This is a genomic window from Rhodococcus qingshengii JCM 15477 (assembly GCF_023221595.1).
In the GTDB taxonomy this organism is placed as follows: Bacteria; Actinomycetota; Actinomycetes; order Mycobacteriales; family Mycobacteriaceae; genus Rhodococcus_F; species Rhodococcus_F qingshengii.
Map to the genome: position 1 here is coordinate 3,241,137 of NZ_CP096563.1, position 20,508 is coordinate 3,261,644.

At 63.4% G+C, this 20,508-nt stretch carries 20 protein-coding genes; 4 read left to right on the forward strand and 16 right to left on the reverse strand.

What is annotated here, in order from left to right; genetic code table 11:
• Positions 1–10 precede the first annotated feature (10 nt).
• From cobM to dprE2, 3 genes are read right to left on the reverse strand one after another with little or no spacing between them, the layout of a single operon-like run.
• Complete coding sequence (cobM, locus tag M0639_RS14815; protein ID WP_003944967.1) at positions 11–760, reverse strand: precorrin-4 C(11)-methyltransferase; 750 nt, start codon at positions 758–760, stop codon at positions 11–13.
• Positions 757–2,040 (reverse strand): bifunctional cobalt-precorrin-7 (C(5))-methyltransferase/cobalt-precorrin-6B (C(15))-methyltransferase, encoded by a 1,284-nt coding sequence (locus M0639_RS14820; RefSeq protein WP_064074796.1) that lies wholly within the window; start codon positions 2,038–2,040, stop codon positions 757–759. The genes cobM and M0639_RS14820 overlap by 4 nt, the downstream gene beginning before the upstream one ends.
• Entirely contained in the window at positions 2,037–2,798 is a 762-nt protein-coding gene (gene dprE2 / locus M0639_RS14825) for a decaprenylphospho-beta-D-erythro-pentofuranosid-2-ulose 2-reductase (RefSeq protein ID WP_064074797.1), read from the reverse strand. Before dprE2 ends, M0639_RS14820 begins: the two co-directional genes overlap by 4 nt.
• Before the next feature lie 30 nt (positions 2,799–2,828).
• Between dprE2 and M0639_RS14830 the strand changes: the two genes are divergently transcribed.
• Entirely contained in the window at positions 2,829–3,254 is a 426-nt protein-coding gene (locus M0639_RS14830; protein WP_007729859.1) for a PPOX class F420-dependent oxidoreductase, read from the forward strand.
• Here the strand turns inward: M0639_RS14830 and M0639_RS14835 are convergent, their stop codons facing one another.
• Entirely contained in the window at positions 3,255–4,391 is a 1,137-nt protein-coding gene (locus M0639_RS14835) for a M24 family metallopeptidase (RefSeq protein ID WP_003944794.1), read from the reverse strand.
• A 37-nt stretch (positions 4,392–4,428) separates the two neighbouring features.
• Between M0639_RS14835 and M0639_RS14840 the strand changes: the two genes are divergently transcribed.
• Positions 4,429–5,394: a 5'-3' exonuclease gene (locus M0639_RS14840; protein ID WP_064074802.1), complete on the forward strand. Its 966-nt coding sequence runs from the start codon at positions 4,429–4,431 to the stop codon at positions 5,392–5,394.
• Positions 5,395–5,398: 4 nt separating this feature from the next.
• Here the strand turns inward: M0639_RS14840 and M0639_RS14845 are convergent, their stop codons facing one another.
• The 7 genes from M0639_RS14845 to pafA all read right to left on the reverse strand — a co-directional run bounded on the left by M0639_RS14845 (position 5,399) and on the right by pafA (position 14,004).
• Positions 5,399–6,223: a DUF4333 domain-containing protein gene (locus M0639_RS14845; protein ID WP_064074798.1), complete on the reverse strand. Its 825-nt coding sequence runs from the start codon at positions 6,221–6,223 to the stop codon at positions 5,399–5,401.
• 52 nt (positions 6,224–6,275) lie between these two features.
• Complete coding sequence (locus M0639_RS14850) at positions 6,276–8,987, reverse strand: DEAD/DEAH box helicase (protein WP_064074799.1); 2,712 nt, start codon at positions 8,985–8,987, stop codon at positions 6,276–6,278.
• Positions 8,988–9,035: 48 nt separating this feature from the next.
• Positions 9,036–10,064, reverse strand: coding sequence for a twin-arginine translocase subunit TatC (gene tatC / locus M0639_RS14855; protein WP_003945030.1), 1,029 nt, complete (start codon positions 10,062–10,064; stop codon positions 9,036–9,038).
• Positions 10,065–10,137: 73 nt separating this feature from the next.
• A complete protein-coding gene (tatA, locus tag M0639_RS14860; protein ID WP_064074800.1) occupies positions 10,138–10,413 on the reverse strand; it encodes a Sec-independent protein translocase subunit TatA in 276 nt (91 codons plus the stop codon).
• 134 nt (positions 10,414–10,547) lie between these two features.
• Positions 10,548–11,525 carry a helix-turn-helix transcriptional regulator gene (locus M0639_RS14865; RefSeq protein WP_030536343.1) on the reverse strand — a complete coding sequence of 326 codons (978 nt, stop codon included), beginning with the start codon at positions 11,523–11,525 and terminating at the stop codon, positions 10,548–10,550.
• Positions 11,525–12,535: a helix-turn-helix transcriptional regulator gene (locus M0639_RS14870; RefSeq protein ID WP_003944939.1), complete on the reverse strand. Its 1,011-nt coding sequence runs from the start codon at positions 12,533–12,535 to the stop codon at positions 11,525–11,527. The genes M0639_RS14865 and M0639_RS14870 overlap by 1 nt, the downstream gene beginning before the upstream one ends.
• Before the next feature lie 110 nt (positions 12,536–12,645).
• Positions 12,646–14,004, reverse strand: coding sequence for a Pup--protein ligase (gene pafA / locus M0639_RS14875; RefSeq protein ID WP_007729869.1), 1,359 nt, complete (start codon positions 14,002–14,004; stop codon positions 12,646–12,648).
• A gap of 144 nt (positions 14,005–14,148) precedes the next feature.
• Here pafA and M0639_RS14880 point away from each other — a divergent pair, with 144 nt between their 5' ends.
• The gene (locus M0639_RS14880) at positions 14,149–15,567 is read left to right on the forward strand and encodes a bifunctional phosphatase PAP2/diacylglycerol kinase family protein (RefSeq protein WP_064074325.1); all 1,419 of its coding nucleotides are present in this window, start codon (positions 14,149–14,151) and stop codon (positions 15,565–15,567) included.
• Positions 15,568–15,604: 37 nt separating this feature from the next.
• On the opposite strand, the gene prcA is transcribed toward M0639_RS14880, so the two are convergent.
• From prcA to dop, 4 genes are all read right to left on the reverse strand, one after another.
• The gene (prcA, locus tag M0639_RS14885) at positions 15,605–16,372 is read right to left on the reverse strand and encodes a proteasome subunit alpha (protein ID WP_003945006.1); all 768 of its coding nucleotides are present in this window, start codon (positions 16,370–16,372) and stop codon (positions 15,605–15,607) included.
• Positions 16,369–17,247 carry a proteasome subunit beta gene (prcB, locus tag M0639_RS14890; protein ID WP_054187394.1) on the reverse strand — a complete coding sequence of 293 codons (879 nt, stop codon included), beginning with the start codon at positions 17,245–17,247 and terminating at the stop codon, positions 16,369–16,371. Before prcB ends, prcA begins: the two co-directional genes overlap by 4 nt.
• Complete coding sequence (locus M0639_RS14895; RefSeq protein WP_003944925.1) at positions 17,244–17,438, reverse strand: ubiquitin-like protein Pup; 195 nt, start codon at positions 17,436–17,438, stop codon at positions 17,244–17,246. The genes prcB and M0639_RS14895 overlap by 4 nt, the downstream gene beginning before the upstream one ends.
• A gap of 148 nt (positions 17,439–17,586) precedes the next feature.
• Positions 17,587–19,086, reverse strand: coding sequence for a depupylase/deamidase Dop (gene dop / locus M0639_RS14900; protein WP_003944852.1), 1,500 nt, complete (start codon positions 19,084–19,086; stop codon positions 17,587–17,589).
• 58 nt (positions 19,087–19,144) lie between these two features.
• Here dop and M0639_RS14905 point away from each other — a divergent pair, with 58 nt between their 5' ends.
• A complete protein-coding gene (locus tag M0639_RS14905; protein WP_064074326.1) occupies positions 19,145–19,702 on the forward strand; it encodes an NUDIX hydrolase in 558 nt (185 codons plus the stop codon).
• A gap of 51 nt (positions 19,703–19,753) precedes the next feature.
• On the opposite strand, the gene M0639_RS14910 is transcribed toward M0639_RS14905, so the two are convergent.
• Entirely contained in the window at positions 19,754–20,431 is a 678-nt protein-coding gene (locus M0639_RS14910; protein WP_003944961.1) for a TIGR00266 family protein, read from the reverse strand.
• Positions 20,432–20,508 lie beyond the last annotated feature (77 nt).

Here is a 20,508-nt window from a genome sequence, read left to right on the forward strand (position 1 = left end):
CCTGTCGAGGTCAGTGTGTGCTTCTCTCGCGCGCTGCCGAGTAGAGGTAGCTGTCCGGAAACCCCTCCGCAGTCAACACTCGGCCGACGATCACGACGGCCGTCTTCGTGATGCCGGCCGCATGAACAAGTTCGACGATCGTCTTCAAAGTGCCTCGAACAACGATCTCCTCGGGCCGTGAGGCGAAGGCGACCACCGCGACCGGGCAGTCCTCGCCGTAATTGTCGGCCAACTCGGATGCGATCTGTTCGATGCGATGAGCGCCGAGGTGAATCACCATCGTCGCGCCGCTGCGGCCGAGGGACCGCAGATCCTCGCCCTCCGGCATTGCCGTCGACAAGGTGGAGACTCGGGTGAGAACAATGGTCTGCGAGACGCCTGGGACAGTCAGCTCGCGCCCCAGCGCGGCTGCAGCCGCGGTAAATGCAGGAACACCGGGAATCATGTCGAAATCGACTCCTGCGGCGTCCAGGCGACGAGCTTGCTCTGCCACTGCACTGAAGATCGACGGATCACCGGAATGCAAACGCGCGACGTCCAGCCCAGCGGAATCCGCTTCGACAAGAATCGCGGTGATCTCGTCCAGGCTCAGCCGAGCAGTGTCCACGACCTGAGCTCCGACCGGGCACCACTCGAGCAACTCCGCTGGAACAAGGCTGCCTGCGTACAAGCACACAGGGCTCGCAGCGATGATCCGTTGCGCGCGGACAGTGATCAAATCTGCCGCACCGGGACCCGCACCGATGAAATGAACGGTCATTGTGTGGATTCCTCCGGCGTATCTGTGTCTGCGCCTGCAGACGGCTGACGTTTTGTGACGGACCATTGGACCACCGGAAGTTGCGGTCGCCAAACGTTGAACGTTCCCAACGGCTCGGCGCGCTGCACCTGAAAGCGTCGCAGCGTCCCACCATGGCGACTCATCCAGCCGAGCAGCAACGATTCGGACTCGGCGGTCACGGCGTTCGCGACCAGACGACCACCCACGCTCAACTGCTCCCAGCACGCTTCGAGCATTCCCGGTTGCGTGACGCCGCCGCCGACAAACACCGCATCGGGACGTCGGACTTCGTCCGCAAACGCCTCCGGCGCGGCCCCTTTCACGTTCAACGCGGGCACGCCGAGATTGAGTGCATTGGCACCGATCTGCGACACGCGGCTCGCCATCTTCTCGAATGTTGTTGCAGTGCAACGTGGGTGAGTTCGCATCCACTCGATGGCGACGGTTCCCGACCCACCGCCCACGTCCCAGAGGTGTTCTCCCGGCGCCGGTGCGAGTGCACACAACGTCAATGCGCGGATCTCCTGCTTGGTCATCTGACCGTCGCCGACAAACGCAGCATCCGGTAGACCCGGGATTCGAGTCAGCCGCAACGGATGATCGACCGAGATGCACTCGACGGCCAGAACGTTCAACGCGTCCACGTCCTCGTCCGCGTGATCCCACTCGTCCGCCACCGTGACGGTCCGCGATTCCTCGGCCCCGCCCAGCTGGGCCAGTACAGTCAGAGTCGATCGTCCGAAGCCCGCGCCGGACAACAGACGAGCCACCTCCCCCGGTGTCGAGCGCCCGTTGCTCAGAACCAACAGGCGCGCGCCATCGACCACTGCCGCCAAGACGGTCGCCGAGTCTCGGTTCACCAGGCTCACGACGTCGACCTCGGCCGATGCCCATCCCATTCGCGCGCTCGCCAACGCCACCGACGACGGGTGCGAGATCACTCGCACGTTGTCCGCGCCGAGCAGCCGGACCAACGTGACGCCTAGGCCGTGGAACATCGGGTCACCACTGGCGAGAACACATACTCTGCGGTCCGCGTTCTCGGCGAACATCGACGGCAACGCCGGAATCATCGGAGACGGCCAGGTGAGCCTGGTGGGCGCACGCCGTGCCCCGAGATGTGTCGCCGGGACCAAGTCCAGCTGGCGCGGCGACCCCATCAGGACCTCCGCACCGAGGATTGCTCCCTTTGCGCTCTCGGACAGCCCGTCCCAGCCGTCGGCGCCGATGCCGACGATCACCACCGGGTGTGCGGTCATCGCGGCATCCGGCGCCAGATCGTCTGAGGCAGAAGCCGCATGACGAAGAACACCGGCTGCAGAATTCGCGGAACCCACACACGCGTCGCCCCGGATTTCAGTCCCCGTACGACGGCGTCGGCGACCTGCGACGGAGTGCTCGACATCGGGGCAGGCGACATTCCCTCGGTCATCTTCCCGATGACGAACCCTGGCCGTACCAGCATCAACTGGACGCCCGAACCGTGCAGCGCGTCGCCGAGACCGCTGGCAAAACCGTCCAAGCCGGCCTTTGCGCTCCCGTAGACGTAGTTGGCGCGGCGAACCCGGACGCCGGCGACGGACGAGAACACCACGATCTTTCCGGTTCCCTGTCGGCGCATGATCTCTGCGAGGTGGGTGAGGATGCTGACCTGTGCCACGTAGTCGGTGTGCACCACCGCGACCGCGTGCGCCGAGTCGGTTTCGGCACGCGCCTGATCGCCGAGAATTCCGAAGGCCAGCACTGCAACCGAAATCCGACCGTGCTCGGCGACGACGGAGCCCAGGAGCTCTCCGTGAGTGTCCACGGCGTCGGCGTCGAACTCGACGGTGGAGACGTCGACAGCGCCGGCGTTTTTGAGCATCTGCTCCTGCTCCGACAGCTCTCCGCTGCGTCTGGCAGCCAGAACGATGTTGCGGCCCGGCGCGAGCCTGACCCCGATCTCGAGGCCGATCTCACTTCGTCCGCCGAGGAGCAGTACCGTCTCGATGTCATTCACGTTCGCACCCGCAGTCACCGCTCCAGTGTCCTGGATTACCGTCGTGGCATGACGCTCACCCCCTCCACCACGCCATCGTCACAGCAGACTCTCACCGAAGACGGGCTGAAGTTCGTCGGTGAATACCACCTCGCGACACTCACGACGTTGCGTCCGAACGGCACCCCACACGTCGTTGCCGTCGGGTTCACCTGGGACCAGGAAGCCGGAAAAGCGCGCGTGATCACCAGCGGTGGCTCACAGAAGGCGATCAACGCAGCGCGTGGCGGATACGCCGCCGTCAGTTCGGTCGACGGTGGCCGCTGGCTCACGCTCGAGGGGCCGGCACGCGTGCTCACCGACGCGGACTCCGTGGCCGACGCCGTTCGGCGCTATGCCGAGCGGTACCGCCAGCCACGGGTCAATCCCGCGCGCGTGGTCATCGAAATCGACGTCACACGCATACTCGGGTCCGCTGCGTTCAAGAAAAGCTGATCAGGCGAGGACAGTCAGGCCGTGCGGACGGTTGTTGAACGACTCGCAACCGTCGGCGGTCACGACGACGATGTCCTCGATACGGGCACCCCAACTGCCGCGGAAGTAGATTCCCGGTTCGATGCTGAAGGCCATACCTTCGACGAGTTCGATGGTGTTGCCCTCGACGATGTACGGCTCCTCGTGCACGGACAGCCCGATACCGTGACCGGTGCGGTGAACGAATACCTCTGCAAGCCCTTGTGCGGCAAGCACTTCGCGGGCTGCAACGTCCACGGATTCTGCGGAGACTCCTGGCCGCACCGAATCGACCGCAGCCTGCTGCGCCGCCTCGAGTACCGCGAACTGTGCGGCAACCTCCGCGGACGGCTGCCCCATGCTGTACGTGCGAGTGGAGTCCGAGTTGTATCCGGGCTCGACCGGTCCGCCGATATCGATGACCACGATATCGCCCCTCTCGATCACCCGGTCCGAAACCTCGTGATGCGGATCGGCGCCGTGCGGGCCCGAACCGACAATCACGAACGCGGCCTCGGTATGCCCCTCTTCGAGAATCGCCGCCGAAATCGCTTCGCCTACTTCAGCTTCCGTACGTCCGACGACCAAGAACTCGGCCATGCGGGCGTGAACACGGTCGATGGCCGCACCGGCTCGCCGCAACGCCTCGATCTCGGCGCCGTCCTTGACCATCCGCAATTCGCGCAAGACGCCGGTGGCGAGAATCGGCAACGCGCCCAAGGTGTCTGCGAGCGGGATCAGATGCAGCGCAGGCATCGCATCCGTCACCGCCACCTTCGCGCCGGTCGGGAGTTGCGCCGCCACAATCGCATACGGGTCGACACCGTCGACCCAGTCGAGGACGGTCAACCCGAGATCGCCCACTGCCGATTCCTTCAGCGACGCCAACTCCAGCCGAGGAAGTACGACGGACGCCTTCGCCGTGTCCGCGGCGATGACCAACGCGGTCAAGCGCTCGAACGAGTCAGCCCGAGAACCCGTCAGGTACCGCAGATCCGGACCGGGAGTCACCACCAGACCGTCGAGACCTGCTGATCGAGCCAACTCCGCGGCGCGAGCGATACGTGCGCCGTACACGGCGCTGGAGAATCGGGAATCCTGTTCGGCTGGAGACGTCATGGCTTACAGGTTAGTGCCGACTGGCAGGATGGTGACCATGAGTGGGCCATTGCTTCTCCTCGACGGTGCCAGCCTGTGGTTTCGTGCGTTCTACGCGCTGCCCGAGTCATTCGTCGATCCCGACGGAAGACCTGTCAACGCGGTGCGCGGTTTCACCGACATGGTGGCGTCCCTGATCACCAAACACGAGCCGAGTCGTCTCGCCGTGTGCCTGGACTTGGACTGGCGACCGCAGTTCCGCGTCGATGCAGTCCCGACGTACAAAGCACATCGCGTCGAGGAAGGCTCTGACGGTGCGTCCGAAGAAGTTCCGGACACGTTGACGCCTCAGGTCGACATGATCATGGACGTGCTCGCAGCAGCAGGAATCGCGACAGCGGGAGCCGTCGGACTCGAAGCCGACGACGTACTGGGAACGCTTGCCGCCACCGAGCGCGAAGATCTCACCGTCGTCGTCAGTGGTGACCGAGACCTTCTGCAGGTCGTCACCGACGAGTACGTGCCCGTTCGTGTCCTGTACGTGGGCCGTGGCTTGTCCAAGGCAGAACTCTTCGGACCGGTCGAGGTTGCGGAGAAATACGGAGTACCCGGTGACCGTGCGGGCGAGGCATACGCCGAACTCGCGGTACTACGCGGAGACGCCTCCGACGGTCTACCCGGCATCAAGGGTGTCGGTGAGAAGACTGCGTCGACGCTGATGCTGCGCTACGGCTCGTTGGCCGGACTTCGCGCGGCCGCAGCTGATCCTGAATCCGACATGGCCAAGGGAATTCGCGCAAAACTCACCTCACCAGAGGCCATCGCTTACCTTGATGCTGCGTTGCCGGTAGTACGAGTGGTTCGCGACGCGGACGTTCAGTTCTCGAAGGACGACCGACTCCCGGCGACCCCTGCCGATCCCGCACGCTTCGAGGAAGTGGCGGCCTCGCTGAACATCGAGCGCTCGGCCGGACGGCTTGCCGCCGCGCTCGAGGCTGCGGCGGCAGGCCGTTCCGACCAGTAGAGCGTCAGCTCGGGCGGCTGACCTCGTACGTGCCGTTGTCGTCGACAAACGTCACAGTCACGTTCGACTTCACACCCGCGATCGAAAGCGTGCAGGTGAACTTGTTGCCTGACTTGACTTCCTGGTCCGCGGGGCACTGAACGTTGCTCACGTTCTTTGCCCCGTAGGACTCGGTGACGATCTTCTCGACGCCGGCCTGAGCCGCGCTCTGATCGAGTGTGTTCTTGCCGAAGACACCGAACACCAGGGCCACCACGACAGCAGCAAGAACGACGAGAACACCGATCGCACCGAAGATCAGGGGCTTCTTCGACTTACCCGACTGGTTTCCGGGCGCACCGGGACTCGGGAACGGCTGAGCCTGGTTCCACTGGTTCTGCTGTCCCGGAGTCTGCCCGGGGGCCGTGGCGCCCCACGCCTGCTGCGGTGCGGCAGACGGAGACTGACCCCACGCCTGGGTTGCGTCAGGTGCCTGCTGTTGCCCGGGCTGACCCCACGGCTGTGCGGGAGGTTGTTGCTGGGGTTGTCCCCACGGCTGTTGCTGGCCGGGTTGTCCTTGTCCAGGCTGCTGCGGCTGACCGTACGCAGGCTGACCACCCGGCTGGCCGTAGGCAGGTTGTCCCCACGGCTGTTGCTGGCCGGGCTGCTGACCGGGCTGCGGTGTTTGACCAGGCTGACCCCACGGCTGTTGCTGGCCGGGCTGCTGACCAGGCTGCTGTTGTCCGCCCGGCTGCTGAGGATTCTGCCCCCACTGCTGCTCGTTCGGCTGCTGCTGATCACCAGGACCCCATTGCCGATTCGGATCGTTCGGTCCGTAAGGCCCGCTCATGTTCGCCTCCCACTCGAAATACCAGTCTGCGAATCAAACCACATAGCTGCGGTCATGCTGCGTCGACAGCAACTACCCCGCGACGAATTGCAGCTACCGCCCGCGCCGCAGTCTTCGCGACGTCGGCATCCGTCGAAGTCAGGCGGACCTGATCGAGGAGATCGATCACCTGACGACACCAACGTACAAAGTCACCCGCAGACAGCGCACGACCCTGCACTCCAGCCGCGATCAGTGCGTCGACAAGCGAGTTCTCGCTCGCCCAGTGATAAACGGCAGTGACGAATCCGAGATCCGGTTCCCGCGTCGGCGGCAGCTTGTGGCGAATCTCGTCCGACCGCAGTTCGCTCCACAATCGTTGAGTGTCGTTGAGGGCGTGACGAAGCGCCGCTGTCGGCACCCGATCCACGGTGTCCCCGTCCCGACGTGATTCGTAGACCACCGAGGACACGACGGCCGCCAACTCAGCCGGGCTGAGACCTGTCCACGCCCCCGTCCGCAGGCATTCGGCGACCAGAAGGTCGCTTTCCGAGTAGATGCGGCTGAGTCGTCGTCCGGATTCGGTGACTTCGGGCGCTGCTTCGGCAGTCATGTACTCACGCTCTTTGAGTAGCGCAATGATGCGGTCGAACGTCCGCGCCAACGAGTTGGTGGTGGCCGCAGCCTTTTCCCTCATCGACTGCGTTTCCCTGGCCAGCCGGTTGTAGCGCTCACCGATCCGGCTCAGATGTTCACGATCGGGCCAGCTGTGGCACGGATGCGAGCGAATAGCACGTCGCAAAGTAGCGACCTCGGCATCTTCGGACGCGCCGGCCTTGTGGCGCTTCTTTCGCCGGGGGGCACTGATCCCGGTACTACGCAACGCCGAGGCCAGATCGCGCCGGATCCGGGCGGTGTGGTGATCGACATGCTTGGGCAGTCGCATCTTTCCCAGAACGTCGGCTGCTTCCGGGAAATCACCCGAGGAGAGTCGGCCGGCCCACTGATCGGCCGTCAGAACCAGCGGACGCGGGTCCTTCGGATCGTTGTCCGGGACGAGGACCACTGCCACCCCGGAATGACGACCGATGGGAATTGCGATCACGTCACCGCGGGCGAGTGCACGAAGGGACTCCACCGCATCTCCGCGTCGGTCTTCGCGGCCCTTACGTTCGAGCGCGCGCTCGCGCGCACTGAGCCGCTCACGCAACGACGCGTATTCGAAGTACTCACCGTCCGCACCGCCGAGTTTCTCCTGCAAACCCTTCAGTGCTTCTTCGTTCCGCTCGATGCCACGCACCAGGCCGACCACCGAGCGATCCGCTTGGAACTGCGCGAAGGAACGCTCGAGCAGCTTCCGTGAATCCGCCGCGCCCATGCGCTCGACGAGATTGATCGACATGTTGTACGAGGGGCGGAACGAACTGCGGAGCGGGAACGTCCGTGTCGACGCCAAGCCGGCGACATCCGTCGGCTCGACCCCGGGCTGCCACAGGACCACAGCGTGGCCTTCGACGTCGATGCCGCGTCGGCCGGCCCGACCCGTCAGCTGCGTGTACTCCCCCGGCGTCAGTTCGGCGTGCGATTCACCGTTGTACTTGACCAGACGTTCGAGCACCACCGTGCGTGCCGGCATGTTGATGCCGAGGGCCAGCGTCTCGGTCGCGAAGACCGCCCGCACGAGCCCCTTGACGAACAGTTCCTCGACTGTCTGGCGGAATGCCGGCAGCATGCCGGCATGGTGAGATGCCAGTCCGCGTCGTAGTGCCTTGCACCAGTCCCGATATCCGAGAACTTCGAGATCCTCTTCGGGTAGTTCCCCGGTGTGTTTCTCGATGATGGTGTCGATCTCGCGGACCTGCTCCGGCGAAGTGAGATCCAGTCTGGACCGCAGGCACTGTGCAAGAGCCGCATCACAACCGGCGCGGCTGAAGATGAAAGTGATGGCCGGGAGCAGTCCGGACTGATCGAGCTGAGCGATGACGTCAGGTCGTGGCAAGGGCCGGAAATCGTTGGAACTCTGGTAGCTGCCGCGTCGTCCGCGGCCACGCGGCTGCCAGCTCTCGACGCGTTCGAGAGCCTGACGCTGCTTGACGTGGCGAACCAGATCCTGGTCGACGAGCACGGTCTTCGGCCCGGCAGCAGGATGACTACGACTGTCGAAGAGATCGAAGATTCGCCTACCGACCATGATGTGCTGCCACAGCGGGATCGGCCGAGTCTCGTCCACGACCACAGTGGTGTCGCCGCGGACGGTTTCCATCCAGGCACCGAATTCTTCGGCATTGCTCACGGTCGCCGACAAACTCACCAGGCGTACGTCCTCGGACAGGTGCAGGATCACTTCCTCCCACACCGCCCCACGGAACCGGTCGGCCAGGTAATGCACTTCGTCCATGACGACGTGCGAAAGCCCGCGCAGTGCCTCGGAGTTGGCGTAGAGCATGTTCCGCAGGACTTCGGTGGTCATGACGACCACCGGTGCGTCGGAGTTGATACTCGAATCACCCGTCAGCAGACCGACTTGGCCGGGGCCGTACCGCTCGACGAGTTCAGCGTACTTCTGATTGCTCAACGCCTTGATCGGCGTCGTGTAGAAACACTTGCGGCCCGCCGCGAGAGCCAGGTGGACAGCGAACTCGCCGACCACGGTCTTGCCTGCACCGGTCGGCGCGCAGACAAGGACGCCGTGGCCCGCTTCGAGCGCAACGCATGCCTTCACCTGGAATGGATCGAGTTCGAACTTCAGGCTGGACGCGAACGTGCTCAGTTCACTCTTGTTCATAACCACCTCGTCAGGGTTTCACACGCCGCCGACGTGGTGGCACGGCGCTCAGAGAGTGTCAGTGAAATCCTGGCCGGGCGCGTTGTCGCCGGCGGTGTCGGATTTCTCCGCGACCGGAGCCTTGGACTTGGACTTACGTCCGAACAATCCACTCGATTCGGCCTTGGGTTTGGTCGGATTGTCGAAAGCCTCGTTCAGATCGGACGGAGCCGAGATGGAGGAAGCTTCCTCGTCGGACAGTGCGCCCCAGTCTTCACCGGCGCGCTTGGCCTTACGTTTGTCGTTGAGGCGAGCGATCTGTACCGCGACCTCGAAGAGAAGCGTCAGAGCCAGCGCGAGCGCCAACATCGAGAACGGATCCGACCCTGGCGTGGCAACTGCAGCGAATACGAAGAGCCCGAAGATCAATCCTCGACGCCAGGCCTTCAAACGCTCGTACGTCAGAATGCCGGCAAAGTTCAACACGACGACGAGCAGTGGAATTTCGAAGCTGACGCCGAAGATGAGCAGCAGATTGATGATGAAGCCGAAGTACTCCGAACCACTGAGCGCGGTGATCTGGACGTTGTCACCGATGGTCAGGAGGAAGTGCAAAGCCTTCGCCACGACGAGGTACGCCAGGATTGCGCCGAGAATGAAGAGAGCGGCACCTGCGGTGACGAATCCGACCGCGTAGCGACGCTCTTTGGCGTAGAGGCCCGGGGTGATGAATGCCCACAATTGGTAAAGCCACACCGGGCAGGCAAGAACGATGCCGGCGGTGAGCGCCACTTTGAATCGCAGCATGAACTGCTCGAACGGCCCGGTCGCCAGCAATCGGCACGCGTCGTCGGTGCTGAGGTTGGCGCGACTCTCGGACGGAAGCTCACAGTACGGTCCGCGAAGCAGATCGCCCAGACTTTCGAGACCGAGTATCGAGTGTGAATACCAGAAGAAGCCGAACGCCGTGGTGATGATCACGCCGAGGAATGCGAACAACAAACGAGTCCGCAATTCGTACAGGTGGTCGACCAACGACATGGTGCCGTCTGGGTTGACCTTCCGCTTGCGGTTACGCGGGTCTAACGGAATACGCACTGTGCATCCTGGTCTTGGTCAGCAGACAACCGGGGTGAACGAATATTTCACCCCGGCTAGAACGCAGTGTGTACTAGAGCGGCTTGACTTCGGTCGGCTGCGCAACAGGTGCTGCTGCACCGTTTGCGACCACCGCGGTGTTGGCCGTCGGCAACTGTGCCGGAGCAGGCTGTGCGACCGGCGCGCTTGCGGGCCCCGCATCGTCGTTCTGCATTTCCTTGACTTCGCTCTTGAAGATGCGGAGGGAACGACCCAGACCGCGTGCTGCATCGGGAAGCTTCTTCGACCCGAACAGAATTACGACGACAACAGCGACAATCAGCCAATGCATCGGCTGCATTGCACCCATAACGACCTCCCATGATCAGATTCCTCGATGCTACCGGACACAACCGGCGCTCGGAGGTGCCAAAGCACTTACTTCAGCTACCTTTTACCTGTTTGTTTCCTGCGAACTCACTGAACGTGAAGTTTCCCGAAGTTTTACGAACCGATTACGTCATAGGCGTCGAGCGCCGCAACGGCTCGATCATGGACTTCGGAGACCAGTTCCGGCGGATGAAGGACCCGAACGCCCTCACCGAATCCCAACACCAGCCTTGCCATCCATTCAAGTGTTCCGAAACTCATCGTCGCCTCGACCGACCCGTCGTCGTTCACGTGCTCGACGTCCAACGGGTAGTAGTCGAGCATCCACACCCACTCTTTGGTGATGAACAACCGCGCTTCCGGAAGGGAACCGTCGCCGCTGAACAATTCGAGATTCGAATCCTCCTCGAGGGCCTGCGGCGGCGGGTCGGCGGGCTCGTCGAGTTGGACGGCGGCGTCGATCCGATCGAATCTGAACAACCGCACGCCCTCGGCTTGACGGCACCACGCCTGGAGGTAGCTGTAGTTGTCGACCAACACGATACGAACGGGGTCGACGATGCGCTCGGAGACCGCGTCGCGCGAGGCGGAGTAATACGTCAATCGCAGGGCGGTCTTGTCTGCGAGCGCGGCTCTGACCGTCGCTGCTATCGGGTCTTCGGCGATGTCCGGCGCCGGCGATGTGTCCCGGTCCTGACCGATGGCTCGTGCCGCGGCCGAGCCTGCTGCGTCCTCGATCTTCGCGATGGCACGCTGCGCCGAGGACGGATCGACCATGCCGGGCATTTCCACCAAGGACCGCAGGGCGATCAGCAACGCCGTCGCCTCCGTCGAGGTGAGGCGCAACGGGCGATCGATCCCGGCCGAGAACGTGACCTCGATACTTTCCTCGGAGAAGGACAGGTCGATGAGATCACCGGGACCGTAACCGGGCAGTCCGCACACCCACAGTTGATTGAGGTCGGTCATCAGTTGAGTGGTGCTGACACCGAGCTCCTCGGCGGCCTCGGCGGGACTGATGCCAGGATTTGCGATGAAGTACGGCACGAGGTTGAGCAGCCGTGCCAACCGCGACGACAGTCGATTGCTCATCAGTGGTCCCCCTGTCCATTGCCAGTGATCGGGCTCGCCGCGGCGGCGCGCAGCTTCGCGACGACCTCAGCACGCAAATCCGGTGGGTCCAGCACCAATGCGTCCAACCCGTGACCGGCGATCAACCGAGCGGTCCATTCCCAGGATCGGACGGGGATGGCCAGCACGCTGCCGTCGCGATCGGTCAACCGCCGTTCGGACGACGACGTCGCAAGCCGCCGAAGCTCATGGGCGCGGCCGTCTGCGACCCACACCGTAGCCGTCCCGGTCACGACGCCCGAACCGGTCACGCGATCGACGACCTCGCGAAGGTCGACACCTTCAGGTTTGTGAACCGAACCGGCCGGGCCGAACTCCCTGACGTCGTCACCGATCCGTGAGAGCCGGAAGGTCCTCACCGCATCACGGTCGACGTCGTGCCCGACCAGGTACCACTTGCCGTTGTGCGTGACGACGCCCCACGGTTCGACGGTGCGCTCGGTGAACGGTTCGTTCAATGCACCGCGGTGCTGAAAATGAACTGCTCGGCCGGCGTCGACCGCTGCAAGAAGCTTGCCGAGCGCGGGCTCCGAACCGCGGGTGCGCGCGGGAATCGCGGTGACCGGGGCGGCACTGACTTCTGAGTCGACCTGGACGCCCGCCGCTCGGAGTTTGAGTAGTGCACTCTGGGCTGCCGAAATCAGTTCCGGCGACTCCCACAACTGCACCGCGACGGCGACAGCAGCAGATTCCTCGCTGGTGAGGTCCACGTCCGGAAGCTCGTAGGCATTGCGATTGATCCGATACCCCTCGACGGTCGAGAACCGTCCTGCCAGACCGGTTTCCAACGGGACACCCAGGTCACGAAGTTCGTTCTTGTCGCGCTCGAACATGCGACTGAACGCTTCGTAGTTCGCGGAATCGTTGTACCCGGCCACACTGTCACGGATTTTCTCCGCCGTGAGGAACTGTCTGGTGGACAGCAACGCGATCACCAGGTTCATCAACCGCTCGATTTTTGATGTCGCCACGCCGAAATCCTAGTGGCTATCCGATAACCGAACGCGCGCCGGACACTTTCGTGCCCGGCGCGTCGCCGCAAAACAGACCTGCCGTCTTGTACATCTCGAAATTGAGTGACCTACATCGAAGCGATCAAACGCTCGACACGCTCGTCGACGGAGCGGAACGGGTCCTTGCACAGCACCGTTCTCTGCGCCTGATCGTTGAGCTTGAGGTGAACCCAGTCGACTGTGAAGTCCCGGCCTGCTGCCTGGGCTGCGGTGATGAAGTCGCCCCGCAATTTGGCGCGCGTGGTCTGCGGCGGATTCTCGACGGCGTCGTCGATCGTCTCGTCCTCGGTGACCCGCTTGACCAAGCCCTTGCGCTGGAGAACGTCGAAGACGCCCCGGCCGCGTTTGATGTCATGGTAAGCCAAGTCGAGCTGCGCGATCTTGGGATCGGACAGATCGAAACCGTGACGGTCCTGGTAGCGCTGGAACAGCTTGCGCTTGATGACCCAGTCGATCTCCGTGTCGACCTTCGCAAAATCCTGAGCTTCGACGGCATCGAGGGTGCGACCCCACAGGTCGACTACCTGCTCCACCTGCGGGTCCGGTTCGCGGTTACGCAGATGTTCGACTGCCTTGGCGTGGTATTCGCGTTGAATATCGAGGGCACTGGCCTGACGTCCACCAGCAAGGCGAACCGGCTTTTTACCGGTCACGTCGTGACTGACCTCGCGGATGGCACGAATCGGGTTGTCCAGCGCGAAATCGCGGAACGACACCCCGGCTTCGATCATCTCGAGCACCAGTGCGGCCGAACCGACCTTGAGCATCGTCGTCGTTTCGGCCATGTTCGAATCGCCGACGATCACGTGCAGGCGGCGGTACTTCTCGGCGTCCGCGTGCGGTTCGTCGCGGGTGTTGATGATCGGACGCGAGCGAGTGGTAGCCGACGAGACGCCCTCCCAGATGTGTTCCGCGCGCTGCGAGAGGCAGAACGTCGCGGCCTTCGGAGTCTGCAGTACCTTTCCGGCGCCGCAGATCAACTGGCGCGTGACGAGGAACGGCAACAAGACATCCGAAATGCGGGAGAACTCACCGGCGCGCGCGACGAGAAAGTTCTCGTGGCAGCCGTACGAGTTTCCGGCCGAGTCGGTGTTGTTCTTGAAGAGATAGATGTCGCCACCAATACCCTCCTCGGCGAGTCTCGCCTCGGCGTCGATTAGCAGTTCTTCGAGCACACGCTCACCGGCACGGTCGTGATTGACCAGCTGGATGAGGCTGTCGCACTCGGCCGTCGCGTACTCCGGGTGCGAACCCACATCCAGGTACAAGCGAGCTCCGTTACGGAGGAAGACGTTGGAGCTGCGACCCCACGACACGACACGACGGAAGAGGTAACGAGCAACCTCGTCGGGGCTCAGTCTCCTGTGCCCGTGAAAGGTGCAGGTAACGCCGAATTCCGTCTCGATACCCATGATTCGTCTCTGCACACTTCGACAGTACAACCAGAATGCGAGGTTCACCCGTGTACTTCGATCGCGTCGTAAGTCACGACTCGACAACGTCGGGCGGCAGCATAGTGTGACGGTGTGAGCCTTATTCGCCGAAAAGTTGTCCGAAGCGACGTCAAAGTCATGGAAAGCACTGGAGCACTGCGCCCTTCCGTGCTCGACCCGACCATGCGGTTTCTCTCCAGAGCCGCCGATCACGGCGTTTTGTGGATGGTTGTCGCCGCCTTGCTCGCGATGATCGGCGGGCGGCCCCGTAGGGCAGCAGCACGCGGGCTGCTCGCACTGGCCGGTTCCAGCGCGCTGGCCAACGGCATACTCAAGCCCCTCTTTCCCCGCCGACGCCCACCGGCACGCGTCTGGCTGAGCCCGAAGCGAGGCGTCGACATTCCGACGTCGTCCTCGTTCCCCTCCGGACATTCGTCTTCGGCCGCGGCATTCACCGCGGCAGTGGCCATGGAGTCCCCGGTTGCTGGAGCTGCTCTCGCACCACTGGCCGCAGCAGTGGCGTACTCACGTGTTCACAACGGAGTCCACTGGCCGTCCGACGTCTTCGCAGGCCTCGCGGTCGGCGGTGCTATCGCTGCCGGCACGCGTCGTTGGTGGGCGGTGCGGGACGAAGAGCCCGCCGAACTCGGACCCGAGTGCGTGGTCCCCGCGCTCCCGCGCGGAGAAGGCTTGTTGGTCTTCACCAATCCTGGTTCAGGCTCCGAGGACGACGGGATCGTGGAATCGATTCGAGAACTACTACCTGCGGCGATCGTCTACGAGTTCGACGCGGACATCGACTTCGACATGCAGATCGATGCCAAGATCCCCGAGCTCTCGCCGAAAGCGTTGGGTGTATGCGGCGGCGACGGAACAGTGGTCACGGTCGCGACCGCGGCGACAAAGCACGAGCTACCACTTGCGGTTTTTCCCGGCGGAACATTGAACCATTTCGCCCGCGACGTCGGGGCGGTGAATGTCGAGGAGACCGCACAGGCAGTCGAGTCCGGTCAGGCGGCATTCGTCGACCACGCGGTGGTGCGCACGGATTCCGGAGTGACTGCACGGTTTCTCAACACAGCCAGCCTCGGTGGATACCCGGATGCTGTGCGCCTGAGGGAAAAGTGGGAACCACGTTTCGGTAAGTGGCCGGCCGCGGGAGCCGCGATGATCCGGGTTCTCGCAGCGGCGGAGCCGATGACTGTCACCATCGACGAAAAGCGGACCACCATCTGGATGCTGTTCGTCGGAAACGGGCGATACTCCCCCGCCGATCAAGTGCCGATGTCGCGTCCGGAGATGAACCGTGGACTACTCGACGTCCGCTATCTGCGCGCGGACAAGAAATTCTCGCGCTCACGTCTGCTGTTTGCCGCAGCCACAGGCACATTGGGCAGCTCGCGGGTCTACGTTCGCGAACTAGTCTCTTCGATGTCGGTCCGAGTCGCCGATTCACCGGTAGCCATCGCCACCGACGGTGAAGTGGTGGCAGACGCGCGCCGGTTCGATTTCGACACCGAACCGGGCGCGGTGGCCGTCTACCGAGTCACTCAGTGACTCCAGACCTGCAGTAGCTCCCAGACCTACGGAGTATCTACGAGGGTGCGTCGCCGTTTGCCGGCGGCGCATCCTCGACTGCTGCCGGAGCTGGAAGCATCTCTTCCAAAACCGTTCCAGCGATCCGTTTGAACGCACGGCGTGGACGATTGCTGTCGAGTACGGCAACCTCGAGTGCGCTCACATCGAGAGTTCGTGGTTCCGCCTCAGTGGTTCCGGCCGGTGCCGGGCCGCCCTTTTGGAGCGCCCCGACTGCAATCCGCACTGCGGATTCGAGGTCGAGGTCTCGCTGGTACGACTCGCGCATCGCCGTCACGATCGGTTCGGTCGTGCCGCCCATGACCACGAATTCCTGCTCGTCCGCGATGGATCCGTCGTACGTGATCCGGTAGAGCTGAGCCGGCGTACTGCTTCCGAAGCGACCGATCTCGGCAACACAGATCTCGACCTCGTACGGCTTGGGCTGCTCGGTGAAGATCGTTCCCAGGGTTTGTGCGTACGCATTGGCGAGCGAACGCCCGGTGACGTCCCGACGATCGTACGAGTACCCACGCATGTCTGCGTGGACGATGCCCGCGCGGCGCAGATTCTCGAACTCGTTGTACTTGCCCACTGCCGCGAATCCGAGACGGTCGTACAGTTCGCTGACCTTGTGCAGAGCACGCGACGGGTTCTCGGCGACAAAGAGCACTCCGTCGCGGTAGGTGAGAACGACGACGCTGCGCCCGCGGGCAATTCCCTTGCGCGCCAATTCCGAACGATCGCGCATGATCTGTTCGGCGGATGCGTAATACGGCATCGTCATAGCGCAGACTCCCCTTCCGGACTCGCGGTCGCCGTGCGAGCCGCGACGATCTCCCTGGCGATCTCGGCAGCCCTGGTGGGCGACAACTCCACAGCGCCGGCCGAGGTGATGGTGACCGCCGTCGGATAGATCCCCCGTGTCAGATCAGGACCACCGGTAGCCGAATCGTCATCTGCCGCGTCGTACAGCGCCTCGACGGCGAACCGAAGCGCGGTGTCCTCGTCGATTCCCGGTGAATACAGCTTCTTGAGCGCCGATTTCGCGAACAGGGAGCCAGATCCGACTGCGTGATAGCCCGCGCGCTCCTCGTATCGCCCACCGACGACGTCGTAGGAGACGATGCGACCGGCGGTGGACGGATCGACCGCGTCCAGGTCGTAACCCACGAGCAGTGGCACAACCGCCAAACCTTGCATCGCTGCTCCGAGATTTCCTCGAACCATCGACGAAAGTCGATTGGCCTTGCCGTCGAACGTGAGTGGGACGCCTTCGATCTTCTCGTAATGTTCGAGCTCGACCGCGAAGAGCCGGACCAGTTCGATTGCGATCCCGGCCGTACCGGCAATACCCGCAGCCGAGTAGTCGTCCGTGACGTACACCTTCTGCACGTCACGGCTGGCGATGAGATTGCCCATCGTCGCTCGGCGATCACCCGCGAGCAGAACACCACCCGCATAGCTGATCGCGACGATGGTGGTGCCGTGCGGAGCTACGTCTCCCCCGCCCATGACAACACCTCCTGTGTCGGCGAAGCGGTTCTGCGGAAGATGCTCCGGTGCATGCACCCGAAGGTATTCCGAGAATGACGACAGATTCGAGCCGAAGCTCAACCGTGTGTCCCCGTCTGTGATCCGGGGCGCGCGATCCACCGTCACTGGCCGCCCTTCTGGACGTAGGCACGGACGAAGTCCTCGGCGTTCTCTTCCAACACGTCGTCGATCTCGTCGAGCAGGTCGTCGGTTTCTGCAGCGAGCTTCTCGCGACGTTCCTGGCCGGCACTGCCGTCGCCACCAGTGGTTTCGTCGTCTTCGCCGCCACCGGCACGCTGCGTCTGTTCTTGAGCCATCGCCGTCGACCTCCTTGTGTGAAGGGAGCTCTCGCGAGCATCCTGTTCGGCCCAGCAGAGTCGGTAACTGATCCCGCTCGGACCTTCACCCTACCGAGCGGCACCGTCAGGTGTGGAGAGACGCGACGGCGAGCCGCATCGGCTGATTTCAGTGAGTGAGCTGATCAACCAGTTCCGCGGCGCTGTCCACGGAGTCGAGCAACGCTCCGACGTGCGCTTTGGTACCTCGAAGCGGCTCGAGGGTGGGGATACGGATCAACGATTCACCGCCGAGATCGAAGATGACCGAATCCCAGCTCGCGGCCGCGATATCGGCCCCGAATCGGCGTAGGCACTCGCCCCGGAAGTATGCGCGAGTGTCGGTGGGAGGGTTCGTGACCGCGTCGAGAACCTGCTGTTCGGTGACAAGCCGCTCCATTGAGCCGCGAGCAACCAGGCGGTTGTACAGGCCCTTGTCGAGTCGCACGTCGGAGTACTGCAGATCCACCAGATGCAATCGCGGCGCCGACCACGCGAGTCCCTCACGATTGCGGAACCCTTCGAGCAGACGCAGTTTGGCCGGCCAGTCGAGGATGTTCGCGCACTCCATGGGATCGCGCTCGAGGAGATCGAGAACCATCGCCCACTTGGCGACGATATCGTCCGCTCGCGGATCACGATCGGTCTCACGGTCGAGGAACTTCGAGACACGTTCGAGGTAAATGCGTTGCAGCGCAAGCCCTGTCAGTTCACGTCCGTCGGCCAGCGCAACGGTCTTGCGCAGAGTGGGGTCGTGACTGATGTGGTGGACGGCCGTGACCGGACGCGCCAGTTGCAGATCGGTGAGGTCGACACCTGCCTCGATCAGGTCGAGTACCAGCGCCGTTGTTCCAACCTTGAGGTACGTCGACATCTCCGCGAGGTTCGCGTCACCGATGATGACGTGCAGGCGGCGATACTTGTCCGCATCCGCGTGCGGTTCGTCGCGGGTGTTGATGATTCCGCGCTTGAGAGTGGTCTCGAGGCCTACTTCGACCTCGATGTAGTCGGATCGCTGCGAAAGCTGGAATCCGGCCTCGTCGCCGGACTGACCGAGACCCACACGACCGGAACCGCAGATCACCTGCCGGGACGCGAAAAACGGGGTTAATCCGGTCACTATCGAGGCGAACGGGGTCTCACGTGAGCAGAGGTAGTTCTCGTGCGTGCCGTACGAGGCACCCTTGCCGTCGACGTTGTTCTTGTACAGCTGGAGCCGAGGCGCACCCGGCACGCTGGATGCGTGCCGCGCAGCCGCTTCCATGACGCGTTCGCCGGCCTTGTCCCAGATCACGGCGTCGAGCGGGTCGGCGACCTCGGGCGCCGAATACTCCGGATGTGCGTGGTCGACGTACAACCGTGCCCCGTTGGTGAGAATCATGTTCGCGGCGCCGATCTCGTCCGCGTCGATCACCGGCGCGGGACCGCTCATTCGCCCCAGATCGAAGCCTCGGGCATCTCGCAGCGGAGATTCGACCTCGTAATCCCAGCGTGTGCGCTTGGCCCGTGGCACGCCCGCTGCGGCGGCGTAGGCAAGCACCGCCTGGGTTGAAGTGAGAATCGGATTCGCCGACGGCTCACTGGGTGAAGATATTCCGTATTCGACCTCGACACCGATGATCCGCTGCATGACACAAGAGCCTATGTGATTGCGGCGCGGCACCCACAGGCGTGGCACAGTTGGAGGAATGCACCAACCTCTCACCGCAGACCTGAATCCCGCGGACGAGGTAGTCGCCGTGTACGACCGGACGGGTAATCCGATCGGCCGAGCACCACGTTCGGTCGTCTACTCGGGTGGGCTCTGGCACGCGAGTGCGGGCGTCCTGGTTCGTACCGGGGACGGCTCCCGCATCTACGTCCATCGCCGAACCGACACGAAAGCGGTGTTCGGGGGCTATCACGACTGTCTTGCCGGAGGTGTCGTCGATCCGGGTGAGACGCCGCAGGAAACTGCGATCCGTGAAGTCGGTGAAGAACTCGGAATCTTCGGAACGGCAGACCAGCCACTCCAACTGACGGAGATCGCTCGAAAATCCTGGGACGGCGAGTGGAACAACTCTCCGTTGCGCTGTCACCTGTTTGCGTTCGAACTCAGATACGACGGGCCGACGGCACATCAGCCCAGCGAGATCGCCGAAGGTTGGTGGTGGACGCCGAAAGAACTCGGCGCCCACCTGCAGGACCCGTCGTGGCCGTTCGTTCCGGACTCACGCGCGCTGCTGGCCGACTATTGCTGGAGCTGAAAACCGCTGGGACTGAACACCGCTGGGACTGAACACTGGTGGGACCTGTGATCAGCCCGGGGTGATCGCCGAGAGCCACGCAGCGAACGCGCTGGGGTTGCGGGTCTGCGCGAGAACGCGTCCTGGGCCGGTGAAGTCGAAGACAAATCCTTCACCGGACTTCATCGACTGAATGGTGCGCCCCTGAACGGCGCGCCGCATGTTGAAGTTCATCCCGAGGTCGTAGGCGACCACGTGACCGGTATCGATCGTGACCGTCTCGCCTGGCTGCAAGTCGATGACGTCGATCGCGCCGTAGACGGCCAGCACTACTTCACCGTCGCCACTTGCCCGCAGGCCGAAGCCGCCCTCACCGCCGAAGAGGTTGGACATGCCGCCCCACTTGGACTCGACCGTCACACCGTAGGAGTTGGCCAACCATGTTCCACGGTTGAGGAAGAACGGGCGATCAGAGGTGATGGTCAGCGGGATCAGATCTCCGGGAAGCACGCCAGTCACGTCGACCCAACCACCTTGCGGCGGAGCGGTATACGTCGTGACGAAAAACGACTCCCCACTGAGCATCGACCGCTTGAGCCCCTGCAGGACGCCGCCCTGCGCCTTCGCTTCGAGAACTACGCCGGCGGAATGCGCGAGCATTGCCCCGCTCTCCACGCGCAGCGGTTCGCCGGGCGCGAGGTAGCAGCGAGCGACAGTGGACGACGGATTGTGTCGAAGATGTATCTGCACGGCGGGACTCTAAACCAGCGCGACCGACCGGTCCAATCGCGACGGAGGGAACGGCAGCGACGCACAGATCGGGCCGA

What these genes read in the sequence shown, in the direction of transcription:
- M0639_RS14850 (WP_064074799.1), bottom strand. Translation starts at nt 8,987, where the DNA reads ATGAACAAGAGTGAACTGAGCACGTTCGCGTCCAGCCTGAAGTTCGAA.
- M0639_RS14830 (WP_007729859.1), top strand. Translation starts at nt 2,829, where the DNA reads ATGACGCTCACCCCCTCCACCACGCCATCGTCACAGCAGACTCTCACC.
- M0639_RS14820 (WP_064074796.1), bottom strand. Translation starts at nt 2,040, where the DNA reads ATGACCGCACACCCGGTGGTGATCGTCGGCATCGGCGCCGACGGCTGG.
- M0639_RS14895 (WP_003944925.1), bottom strand. Translation starts at nt 17,438, where the DNA reads ATGGCTCAAGAACAGACGCAGCGTGCCGGTGGCGGCGAAGACGACGAA.
- dop (WP_003944852.1), bottom strand. Translation starts at nt 19,086, where the DNA reads ATGCAGCGGATCATCGGTGTCGAGGTCGAATACGGAATATCTTCACCC.
- M0639_RS14905 (WP_064074326.1), top strand. Translation starts at nt 19,145, where the DNA reads ATGCACCAACCTCTCACCGCAGACCTGAATCCCGCGGACGAGGTAGTC.
- M0639_RS14840 (WP_064074802.1), top strand. Translation starts at nt 4,429, where the DNA reads ATGAGTGGGCCATTGCTTCTCCTCGACGGTGCCAGCCTGTGGTTTCGT.
- M0639_RS14835 (WP_003944794.1), bottom strand. Translation starts at nt 4,391, where the DNA reads ATGACGTCTCCAGCCGAACAGGATTCCCGATTCTCCAGCGCCGTGTAC.
- M0639_RS14845 (WP_064074798.1), bottom strand. Translation starts at nt 6,223, where the DNA reads ATGAGCGGGCCTTACGGACCGAACGATCCGAATCGGCAATGGGGTCCT.
- prcA (WP_003945006.1), bottom strand. Translation starts at nt 16,372, where the DNA reads ATGACGATGCCGTATTACGCATCCGCCGAACAGATCATGCGCGATCGT.
- M0639_RS14880 (WP_064074325.1), top strand. Translation starts at nt 14,149, where the DNA reads ATGGAAAGCACTGGAGCACTGCGCCCTTCCGTGCTCGACCCGACCATG.
- tatA (WP_064074800.1), bottom strand. Translation starts at nt 10,413, where the DNA reads ATGGGTGCAATGCAGCCGATGCATTGGCTGATTGTCGCTGTTGTCGTC.
- M0639_RS14865 (WP_030536343.1), bottom strand. Translation starts at nt 11,525, where the DNA reads ATGAGCAATCGACTGTCGTCGCGGTTGGCACGGCTGCTCAACCTCGTG.
- cobM (WP_003944967.1), bottom strand. Translation starts at nt 760, where the DNA reads ATGACCGTTCATTTCATCGGTGCGGGTCCCGGTGCGGCAGATTTGATC.